The sequence below is a fragment of the Acinetobacter sp. genome (assembly GCF_039596015.1).
In the GTDB taxonomy this organism is placed as follows: domain Bacteria; phylum Pseudomonadota; class Gammaproteobacteria; order Pseudomonadales; family Moraxellaceae; genus Acinetobacter.
In genome coordinates this window covers 248,269-261,124 of the sequence record NZ_JBCNKN010000001.1, presented here as the reverse complement: position 1 = coordinate 261,124, position 12,856 = coordinate 248,269, and the positions used below count along the sequence as shown (strand labels likewise).

The 12,856-nt window shown below is 40.4% G+C and carries 1 protein-coding gene; it reads right to left on the bottom strand.

Annotation, left to right across the window (positions count from 1 at the left end; translation table 11 throughout):
• Window positions 1-12,786: a hemagglutinin repeat-containing protein gene (locus ABDV70_RS01020; protein WP_343594713.1), complete on the bottom strand. Its 12,786-nt coding sequence runs from the start codon at window positions 12,784-12,786 to the stop codon at window positions 1-3.
• Window positions 12,787-12,856: the final 70 nt, after the last annotated feature.

Here is a 12,856-nt window from a genome sequence, read left to right as displayed (position 1 = left end):
CTATTTTACTCCCAACGCTTTATTTACACTTGATCTAGATCTTTGTGAACTTTTAATAATTTCTTGATAAATTTTATCAGATGATGGAGTAATACCTTGCTGACTTAATTTGGTTGAAGTTTTATTAACCAACTGTTCCCAAGTCATATTCGTCTCTTCACTAAATAGACGATCAGCAGTAATACGATCTTGCATAAGCGTTCTAGCATCTGTCCTAAATGAGTTTCGTAGATCAAATGATTGCTTAGCTTGATCCTCTAGTGATTGGGTCTTATCAATTAGATCAGGAATTCTTTTCTCTTGATCAACATACCACTGTCTAGCTTCAACATTTGACAATGTACCTCTAGTTGGGTTATCTCCATATTGTGCATAGAATTCTGCACTCCGTTGATTGGTAATATCAGGAGCATATGAGTCATTTGGTAATGCGGGCTTACCGCCACTAAAATCAATATGATCTAAGCTAGATTTTCCAACAATATCATCATTTGGTAATTTTGAGACTTTTGTTACATCATCTTTCCCAAACCACCCTTTTACCGTACCCACTACTTTCGACCAAACGCCTGAGTCCTTGGCAACTACAACGATTGGCTCTAATAATTTTGTTGCTCCCCATGAAGCTGCTGCTGTTGCTACCGCTTCACCTCCTTTTTCCAATATCTCCTGCTGAGTTGCATAACGCTCACCTTCTCTTGGTGCACATGAAGATCCTGCAACTTTTACACAGATAATGAAATCTCCATCAGCATTAATTTTATAAGTACTATTATCTTTAATAGCCTGTAACTGCTCTTTTGCATATTGCCCATTCTGATCATTTTTGATTTCATCAATTTCATGTGGTAATAACACATTCTCTAATGCATTATTCTCAACAGCATTTTGCCCAATCACACCCGCTAACTGTGCATTCGATGCTGAATCTCCTACCGTACCTCCAACTACAGCACCTATCGCTGCTGTTAAATCTCGTATACTGGATTTCACATTTTCAGGTAATAGATTTGCATCAAACTCACCTTTTCCATTCTTGTAAGCTGGGTCATCTTTATACTGATTTGCCAAATAATCTGCCGCTGCTTCACTCGCAACGGCTGCACTGCCACCCGCTGCTGGGTTACCACCATTTAAGTAAGCCAAGGTTGCGCCAAGAATTGCATGGCTCGCCAATTGAACAGCTTTATTCTTGTCCTCACCATGCCCAAACTCTTTACCGATCACATTGGCTGCATACGGTGCTAAGGCATTGGCTGCAACCTGAATGTCAGTCTGCCCACCCAATGCACCCGTAATTACCGTCGTTACTGCATTCAATGCACGGCTCTTGTCACCGCCCATACCCCATTGTTGAGTTACTGCTTTTTCATTGGCAAGGGCAGCATCATAAACACCATAGCGCGATAAATAGCTATCCTTCTCTGCTGCTGTCATTCCTTTGAGTTTAGTTTGTTCCTCTTGACTTAATTGACTCGCAAGTTGTTTGCCAATCGCTTCTTTTTCAGAAGCCGCTTGTTTAACTTGGTCTTGCGCATAAGTCCGTGAAGCTGCTGCAATCGTAGATGTCGCGTCTGCTACTGTTTTTTGCTTATCTAAAATAGTTTGTAAGTTTGGTAAAGTCTCAACCGCTCTGTTGGCTGTCGAGGCATCACTATGAATACCCAATTGCTCAACCGTAGTCGACTTACCACCTATCGTAATATTACCTGCACTTAAAGTGGCATAGGTGGTACTGCTGTCTTTATCAGACTCATGTTGCGGTAAACTTGGGCTAAAGCTGGTGTTATCACGCCAGTTGACGTTATTGGTGTATTTAACACCTGAGCTGTCGGTGTTTGTTTCTTTGCCAAATTTAGTTCCGCCAGATAAGCTGACTGTCGTCGCATCGTACTGACTTTGGTTTTCGATATTGCTAAAAGTTAAACGATTTGTGGTTAGGTCATTATTGTCTTTAGACGCTGTCGAAACAATCGCACCACCTTTTAAGTCAACACTATCTGCTTTCACATGGTAACCACCATCTCCTGCAAATAAACCAGATTGTTGATTAACGCTATTAGAATTGCCTGAGGCCTTGCTACTACTAAAATTACCAGATGCCTGCCATGCTGTACCAAACGAAGCTTGGACGCGTCCTCCTACTCCAGTTTGGTTACTGCTTTGCTCAACCGTGTCTTGTAAACTTTCAACTTTAAGCTGACCACCTACATTTGCATCAATACGGTTAGCATTCGCTTGTGCCCCTCGTAAAGTGGTGTCCCCTTTACTGGTTAAGCTAATATTCTTTGCATCCAAAGTCGTATTATTTTGAGTGGTATTGTCTAAATGGTTGCTACCTTTACCATAGCCTGCCTCTCCATAAATGTAGACCCCTGTTTGAGCTCCAACGGAAACGCCATAACCTACGCTGAGTCCTGCATTGCTGTTTTTGCCATCTGCTTTGTTTTGGCTTTGTCCTGATTCCAATACAATATTTTTTGCTGAATCGAGATTGATCTTATCTTCCGCTTTCATCTGTGTATTTTGGAGATGAATATCGCCATTGGTACTGGTTAAGTTGACATTACCACCAGCTTTCAGGTTGTTTTGTTGTGAAGTGGCATAACTACTGTTTTGCTGGCTATCTTTAGTGCTAAACCCGATGCCAGCTTCTGCTTTAAATAATGCGCCACCTTTGATATCACTATAGCTTTGATAACCCTGAGCACCCGCTGCAACAGCTTGTAATGCTTGTGTACGATCATCTGCTTTGCTATGTGCTGTCTTGTCTGCACTGTTGATTAAGTCCAAAATCGGTGAGCTGACTTTGGCAAATATGCCAATTTTTAAGTCATCTGCTGCACTAGATGAACTGCCTCGCGTATGATCCTCTAAAATATTGATTTGTTGCGCTGAAATGTTTAAGTCTTTTTTCGCAACAACATCCGCAACTTGTTGGGTGTAGTTGTTGCCTGCCTGTATGTTGACATTACCTGCTAGACTTCCCACTTGACTGCGTTGTTGTTCAACATCATTGCTGTTACTTTGGCTATTGCCACGCATGTATCCAAAGAATTTTTCAGTATCTGAAATCTGCGCACTACCAATGCCTTTGTTTGAACTGTTCTCTTTTTGGCTTTGGCTGTTTTGGCTTGATTTGATGTTGATATCGCGAGCCGCATTGAGATTGACATCCCCCTGTGAGGCAATCGAACTTCCCAAGATGTTGATATCACCTTGTTCAGTCTGTAAGGTGGTTTTTCCGCCCACTGAGAGTTGTGTGCCTGTAACTTTATCTATAGTTGCATTGCCTTGATTCTTATTGTTATATACACCACCAGGTGCAGCCCAATCTCGGTTGTCTATGCTAAAGCCACTTTGCTTGCTTTGTGCATTTTGTTCCTGATGGTCTTGTGCAAAGCCAAGATTTATATTTTCTTTAGCATGTAATAAAGCATCACCTTCCGCAGAAAGCTGTGCACCTTGACTATTAATGCTACCTTCTGTCGCAATAATATTTAAATTGCCTTTGGCTGTGGCTTGTGTAACAACGGCTTGGCGACTAGAAGTATTCTTTATTTGTTCTGTTTTGTGGCTTCCTCCAGAAATCACGATTGGGGTTTGTGCTGCCATGAGCCCTTTATCAATGCCATTGGCTTGCGACATGATTTTCCCGACAGCACTGTCAGAGTATTGGTTATCGCCCATGCTCTTGTCATATGCAGATTTTGCCGCATATGCTGGTGAATAAGTCACACCAACAGAAATACCAGATTGTTTGCTATGAACTTCTGAATGTTGCTCATCAGTTGTATAAGCTGTATTTAGATTAACATTTGCCCCTTTCAGATTAATGTCTTTACCTGCATCCAAAATAGCTGCTTCTGTCGTTAAATCCTTGCCAGCAATAATCGTCGTATCGCCCGTTTGACTACGGATTACACTTTGAGTCAGCGTAGTAGATTTTCCATCCTCTTTTGTGTTTACGTTCGATTTTGCGTAACCAACACTTGCCACACCATCTGAAAGGCTTGCAGAAAAACCAGAGTTTTTAACAACACTATTGGTTTGGCTGTTGTATTGGTTCTGAGCTCCCTCAATATTTGCATTGTCTTTGGCTTGAATCTGCGTCAACTCATCAGAAACAATATTGCTGCCACGGACATTGATATTTCCTGCATCCAATAGCACTTTTTTGCCTTCAACAATGCTACCAACCACAATATCTGAACTACGATGGCTAAAGTCACTGGTCGTAGAGCTACTCAGCTTACCTTTCTTACTAAAGCTTGACTGATCTTGTTGATCAAGTTTGTTTCGACCTTCTTCAATCTGTAGCTGTTCTTTCGCCTGTAACGCAGTTAAGCCTTCTGAACTACTAATTTGTGAACCATGAATCTGAATATTATTGCCTTGTAAGCTTAAATCACCTTGGCTCTTAATCTGACTGCCAACTTCGACTTGTCGTGTATCTAAATGATAAGCTTTTGAGCTACCTACCACATTGTTAGTGACTTCCGTATTCAGGCTACCGACTTTAAGGTCACCGCCCGTACGGATAATACTTTGCCCACCACTATTATTCTGGATATTTGCAGCCAATATGCGAGTATCACCACCCACGTTCATCACCAAGGTTGGCTGATCGCTCAACGCTTGCTGTTGTGCTGAACCTACATAAAGACCAGCAATACGATCTATTCCTGTCCAGCTATAGTTGCTCTGGCCTAATGCATTTTGGCTGCTCTGTGTGGTTGACTGAATATTCAGGTTACCTTTTACCTGCAAATTCATGGCTTGATCGGCCTGAATCATACCGCCAATATTATTTAAATCTTTTTCAGTACCAAGGCTAACGATACCACCACGGATGTTTCCAGCAAGATTGTTTAAATTCTGGCTATTAATTTGAACAACTTGTCGTCCAGCAATTGTTCCCGCGTTGGTCAAATCTTTACTTAAATTGAGCTGAATACTATCGGCACTCATTAAAGTTCCATCGCCTTTTAAGTCACCTACACGTGCTTTAACATAAACTTGCGGGACTAAAGCTTTGGTTTTTGTACCATTTGGCAAGATGGTTTCTTTTTCTACCAGCCAAACAATATCGCTGCTTAATTGAGCCATTTGTTCTGGAGTGAGTGCAATACCCGGACGTAAGTTGTATTGTTTGGCATAGCTCAGCCCATTGTTCATCAGCGCTTTGTATTGCTCTTCATCAGAACCATACCCCTGTAAGAAACGGTAGCCTGTTAGTTGAGCAACTTGGTCTTGTACCATACGTTGTTCATAGTAACCATCACCCAATCTTTTTTGCTGAAGCGCTGGGTCAAGTCCCAATGCATTCAACATATAATCTGAAGATAACCAGTTGCGATAGTGACTAAACGCTGGATCTGTTTCAACAAGGTAGTTAGCACGGCTGTCTGGGTTTTTACTATACAACGCATTATTTGGGACTTTAACGTTAGCGTTGTTGGTACGAATTTCAAAACCACTACCATCAATCTGTGTTGTTTGCCTCTGAACAGATGCAGCCTTAGTATCAGTGTTTTGAATTTGATCGACTGCGCTACTACTCATGGCTTTATGATCGGTAGTGTTTGCCCCGACTACGCCTTCAAGCTGTGCCTGACCAGTTTTCACCTCATTTGATTGAATACGATCAGATTGAGCTGTCGTTTGTTGAACAGTTTCTGTTTGATTAACCTGTGTATTTTGCTGACCAACAATAGTAGAGTCATGGTTTTGACTAAGCGCCTGTTCAGCCAAATTGTCTTTATTGACTTGCTGGGTTTGGTCTTGCACTTTAACAGGCGTCGCACTGGTTGGATTTTCATAGATAAATAAATCTACTCCTTTGGTAACATCTGCTGGGTTATAAGCTTGTTTAGGCGAAGCCCAGATTCTATCGTGCCCCTTACCGCCGTAACTACCATAACTCGGCGTTACAGTTCCTTGTTCGTGAGTAATTTTAGAACCTTTGGCATCGGTATTATGAATTGCTTTTGCATCTCCAATAAGCTTCTGACCCACCATAATTTGGCTTTTGTCATTCTGAATTGTGCCTGTGAAACTTAAATTCCCCCCAGCGCTGATCATAGCAGGTGCTGACTCATCTGCTACAGTCGTCGTTGTCGTTTGGGTGCTGTTCACATGTTCATAGTGGTCTGTACTATAGAGTTGTCCGTTATAAACCACATAGCCCTTATACATATTGCCGGCAGAGCTATCGTTATCGTTATTTACAATAAAAAAATAACCCTCAGGACGACTCAGATAATCTTTCATCGTCGCGTTCCCATAGGAACTGTTCAGTTGTTGGGCTGGCTTTAATTTAGTAAATAAATCTGGATTCTGGCTATAGATTTCCTGAGTAATTAATGACTGAGGGCCAGGGTTATACCATCCGGCACGCGAATCCGAAATATACATATTCCAGTAATCCAGTTGCTCTGTGGTCTGCTGTTGTTTGGTTGTAAAAAAGACATTCTGGTTATTAACAGTATCAACATTCAAGTCGATATTGCCATTAGCATTCATTACAGAACTTCGGTTATTGACTTGCTGCGCAGTTCCTTGAGCATGCCACTGTGAGTCAAGCGAACCTCCTATGCGCAAGTCTCCCATGGCAATAATTTGCGAACCACTTTGATGATTTAGGTTATTTTCCAGATTATTTAAAACCTGTACGCCTAGATCCAGATCACCTCTTGAGGCAATAACTGGCGCTAAACCATTTAGGCTTTGGTTATTTAAAGTATTCGCCTGAATTGCAATATGGTCACCATAAATACGTCCGGCAATATTATTGAGTTGGCCTGCCTTAACATACGTATTTGAACCATTAATGAGTCCATAGTTATTGAGTACGCCTACAGCTTCAAGTTGAGTTTGCTGACTTTCCAAACTGCCATCTACAGCATTTTCAATTGTATTTGCTGAAATAGATAACTGTCCGTTGCTTTTGATTGCACCATGATTGGTAATTTTACCCTTAGAGCTAAGGTTTAAATTTCCCTGTGCCTGCAACTGACCTTGAGCATCTTGTACATAATCATCATTGAGCTGAAGATTGAGCTGTCCCTGACTTAAGACCTTACCATCGCCTGTTAAACCTTTGGCCAGAATATTTAAACCTGCAGTTGATGAGCCTTCTTCTCCTGCAATCATAGTCCCTTGCTGATTGTTTACGATTAGACGGTTATTATCTTTCTGGCCTTGTATTGTTAATTGATCAAGACTACTCATTAAGCCTTTAGTATTATTTAAATTATCCGAAATATTTAAATTAAGTTGCTGCTCAGCAGAGATGCGACCAGCACTATTATTTAAAGTACTAGCAGCTATTTCTATTTGCTCTGCCTGAATACCCTGATTCTGGTTATTATTTGAATTATCAATATTTTGACTAACAATTTTGACTTGCTTTGCAGCACTAATGAGGCCCTGCTGACTATTATCGAGTTGGCTTCCACTCCTCAGACCTGTATTGAGGCTAATGTTCTGATTAGCACTGATTTTGCCTTGCTGATTATTAATCGTACCTGCTTGTCCAACACTATCGATCAGTAAATCTTGTCCACTGGCTAACAAGCCCGCATTACTGTTATTCACCTTAGGCGCTTGAATAGTTAATCCATTTCCAGCAATGACCTGACCTTGTTCATTATTTAATTCTGACGTTTGTAAAATGACTTGCCCTAACGATTGAATACCTTGGGCCAACTCTGGCAGGGTAGCATTTAGATAGGTTTGTCGGTTATCCATCAGTTGCACGGCGTTTATACCAAGATCACCTTGTGCAGTGATTAGACCTTGCTGATTGTTCAGACTATTGGTACTAATCTGTAATGTATAACCGCTATTAATCTGTCCATTTTGGTTATTCAGACTCTGCTGGTGAGTATCAATCTGAATTTTACTTTGGTCACCTTTAGTGCTACTAATCAAGCCTTGCTGGCTATTATCAAGCCCCTGTACATCAAGTTTAATCGCTTGATTCGCCTGAATCTTACCACTCTGATTATTCAATGCTTGCTGTGTCGTCTGGATATTTACGTCCGCATCTACCGATCCAATTTGACCTGCTTGGTTATTCAAAGCAACACTTTGAATCATTAATTGTTTTTGTGCTGCAATTAATCCCGCTTGGTTACTTAAGGTGTTTTGGCTATTAAGCTGAGCATTTTTTGCAGCAAGAATTTGTCCCTGACCATTCAAAATGTCTTGTGCATTTACATTGAGATCACCACTAGAATGAATATTTCCAGACTGGTTATCGAGTCGTGATGTCGTGTTGAAATTAAGACCTGCTGTGCCTGCGGTCACAATACTGCCCGTATTGTTTTTTAACGCACCAGCCTGAATTTCAAGATTATGATTGGTCTGAATCTTGCCATTACTATTGTTTAGAAGGTTTTTAACAATGAATTGGTTAACAATATTGTCTTGTGTTCCAGCCTCAACAATTTGACCCGCTTGATTGCTAAGCTGCTGTGTATTGATGTTAAAGCCATTGAGGCTAAGTAGCGTTCCAGCATCATTGTTTAACTCGGAACTATTACTTTGCAAACTACCAGCAGTTTTGATATTACCCTGATTATTATTGAGCGTATTAGCTATAGCGAGTATAAGTTGGCTGTCTACTGTACCAGATTGAATGAGACCATTCTGGTTATTTAAATTATTAGCATTTATTTGTAGTTTTTGGCCTAGACTGTCAATTTGCCCGTTTTGATTGCTTAAATCACCCGTCAACAAAATTTGAGTGTCATCTAAACCTGTTTGCTGGATATGTCCTGACTGGTTATTTAAGTCTTTTGCATTAATTTGAACTTTATTCGCCTTTAAATTGGCTTGTTGAGTATCTAGCGTATCTGGAGTGACTAAATTAAGTTGTTGTACGGCCTGAATCGTACTTTGTTGAGCACTCAATTGACCAGATTTACTGTTGATCGAAATATTTTTTGCTTGAACAAGGCTTTGGTTTAAGACATGGCTAGCTGCCTGACTATTTAAATCACCGTCCACGATCAGTTGCCCCTGCGCATTTATAGCACCTGTGGCATCAATATTAAGATTACCCTGATTTGCTAATGCACCATCTGATGTTAAACCTGCAATAATGCTCCCTGCAGAAGTCTGCGTAAGTGTAGCCGTCTGTATATTTAAGTTATTTTGAGCAGCTAACTGTCCAGCATTTTTAAGATTTTGAGCGACTTTCAGTTGCTGATTTTGACCAGCATAAATCAGACCACTGTTGTCTAATCGCCCAGTCTGAATATCGATATTTTGTGCGGCCTGAATAATACCAGCTGACTTACCTTGCTCGACACGACCATTATTCAGCTGATTATTAATATTGAGTGATACATCACCAGTTTTAGCAGCAATCACTCCTGAACTATTATCTAAGTTTGATGCAGATAACTTGATGTCCTTCGCTTGTATTTGCCCTGACTGATTATTAATTAACTTATCTGTTTTCAGCTCAAGTACATTAGAACTAATTATATTTCCTTGTTGGTTGCTTAGCCCTTTTCCAGCTTTTAATGCAAGTTGGCCTTCACTTATAATATTCCCCAGATCATTTTGAATATCATTTTGGCTGACAATATTTAACTGAACAGGTTGTGAAGATGAACCATTTTGGGTGACTAAGATATTCCCACTTTGATTATTAAGCGAACCTGTTTGAATGTCTAAGCTATGATTACTTTGTAATACACTTCCTTGATGTTGGTAGTCACCATTTACACGAATTGAACTTTGTCCATTTACCGCACTCAACAGCATTTCACCATTGCTGTCAGTCAATTGATTAGCTTGAATATTGACTTGAGTAGCAGACACTTTTGATTGGTCTAATCGTGTTTGATCCGTCTTAACCTTAAGTATGCTATTACTTCTCAATTCAGCCTTTTGAGCATGGATATTTTGTATATCCATATTTAAGCCAGCTTGGCCCGAATGCAAGATCACACCAGAGTCACTATTTAATCCCTGTGCTTGAATATTTAACTGATTTGCATTTGTGAGAATACGGCCTTGTTGGTTATTAATGACTCCCTGAACGGTTAAATTCAGGTCATCTGACGCAGTGTGCTGAATCAAACCTTGTTGGTTATTAATATCTGTCCCAATGTTCAGATTCAATTTTTTCGCAAGAATTCGACCACTCTGGTTAATCAAACTTTGCTGGTTTTGTACTGCATTGAATTGGATAGTGTCAGCCTGCAACATACCAGACTGATTATTTATATCTCCATCACGAGCTGTAATATTTATATTTTGAGCTGCTGCCGAGCCTTGCGATACATCTACATTTGCTCCATCTAGATCAATATTACGGCTTGCAAGTAGTTTCCCGTGATGCTCAAGTGACTGTTCTGTTTTAATATTTAAATCTGCTTGAGTATTTTGATCTTGCTCACCTTGAGCATTGATACCGACCGCAATAACACTTTTTTCATCACTAACAAGACGCTGACTGGTTAAATCAATATTACCATAGGCAGAAAGAACTCCTCCTTGCTGTGTCATAGCACCTGTATTATTGATTTTTAACTGTTGATCAGCACGAATATAACCCTGATTGACAAGTTGCTGACTATCAATTTGCAGATTTCCATGACTAGATAACGTACCGTTTACTGCATTATTTAAAGATCCAGTTTGAATTTTTAAACTTTGGTCAGCATAAATCGTTCCTGATCCATTATTTAAAGCCTGATCTTTATTTTGAATGGTAATATTTTTTGCAGAAATTTCACCTTGATCGTTATCTAGACCAAAAAGTGAACTCTCCAAGTTATTATTGGTGACTATTTTTCCTTTCTGGTTATTCAAATGACCTGAAAAACTAAGTTTTAATAATTGTTCAGCCTCAAGATCCCCCCCACTGTTATTTAGACCCAGTCCCTGTAAATAAAGTTCAGACGAACTCGCGATCTGCCCAGCTTGATTTAAGATGTTTCCACTTGAGATCATACGAATATTATTCAAGGCATTAATTTTACCGCCTTGATTGTCAATAGACTGGCTATTTACATCTAAAGAAGTGAGTGATTGCAACAACCCTTGCTGGTTGGTGAAACTTGTAGTCTGAATATCAGCTTGTTTAACACTGAGTTGCCCCTGATCATTATTAAAATTATTCCCTTTAATCGTGACCGTCCCTAAATGCAATTGGCCACCTTGGTTATTTAAACCATTTTGGCTGTCTAAATCCACGCCACCATTGGCAACCACTGTACCTTGATCATTATTGAAGGTTCCTTTCGCATGGATAAAGCCTGTATCGTAGGTTTTCGGAGTTGTATCTACTGGAGTTACAACACCTAAACTTCCACCATCTTGAGATGGATCTGCTGGAACAGTGGGAACTGTTGTACTACCTCCGGTATTGCCAGTATCACCACTAGGAGTACTTGTCTTGGCAATGCCGATTTTACCGCCAAGGTTACTCATTTGACCCGCTTTAAGATCTAATGCTTGAATTCCAGTTTGTTCAATCGAACCACTGTTTTTGAGGTCTGTGGTATCAAGTGCAATTCGAGCTGCATTCAATGTGCCGCTATTATTTAAAAGATTCTGTTGATTCAGATGCAACTCATCGGCACTACTGATTAAACCCGCGTTGTCTAAATTTTGACTCTCAACAGAAATTTGTGACGTGGCACTACTCACGTTACCCGTATTTTGAACATTTTGAGCTTTAAGCTGTACCTGATCGTTATTCGCGATCAAGTTACCATTATTGACCAAATCACCATTTGCATTCAGCGTAAGCGTACTTTGAATACTATTTATCGTACCTGCATTACGGACACCTAAGCCTTGCTCTGTCCCCACCAAAAAGATTTTACCCGCATACATCCCACCGAGTTGGCCTACATCTAAAGCAAAGTTTGGCGGAGGTGTGGTTGTTAGTCCTGTTGTTGCCGTGATTTGAGGAGCTACTTGGTCTTTGACTTGAATATCATTTTGTCCAAGTACCGTATTGAGTGCATTTGCATATAGGCCAGCATTGACTTTTAAAGCACGCGCATAAATATCGGTATAAGGCGTTAAACTTCCATTTAAACCTTTACCTTCAATCGTGACCTGTCCTTCGCGGACGCGGAATGATTCAAGATAACCTTGGTTCATCACCGCTTGACCTGTAGTTAAAGTAAAACGATCTGCATTAATCACACCACAGCCATCACAGACCAAACCAGACGGATTGGCAATGACCACTTGTGCCTGTTTTCCGGCGACTTCGATATAGCCTTTGAGTTGACTCGGATTGCTCGAGTTGACTTCATTTAAAATAACTTTGGCTTCACCTTTTGCAAGCCAAGGATTGCCCTGTACCCAACCACCGATTTGAGTTTGGGTGTTATTTCGTGAGTTATTTAAAATGGCGCCTTCTTGTCCCACATCAAACTGAGTATAGGTATTCCGTGACACACCACCGGCACTCGGCGTCTGGATATTCACCTGCGTGGTGCCATTGGCACTGTTTAAAATCGTCGGTTGTTGAGCCGTCGGAGCACCTTTATCGGCAATAATCTGACTATCGGCCACACTACTCATAGGTAAGCTAATGACCAATGCCCCTAAACAGCCAATCACAGCAAAGTTAAGCAGATTGAGTTTTCTATAATGAATCCGATCATCCTGAGCCGTAACCGTATCTGTTGGCATTGCGCCCAGACTTTGCCCTGCTTGCTTGGTTTTGCTTTTTACAGTCTCAGCAACAGCAATAAACATACCGCGAGCATGACTAAAAATAATACGATAACGATTCTTATTCATTTTAAAAAACTCTCTAAATCTTTTTTTAATACAAAAAATTAAATATGAGCAGCAATGTCGCTCAAGTAAC

What these genes read in the sequence shown, in the direction of transcription:
- ABDV70_RS01020 (WP_343594713.1), bottom strand. Translation starts at nt 12,786, where the DNA reads ATGAATAAGAATCGTTATCGTATTATTTTTAGTCATGCTCGCGGTATG.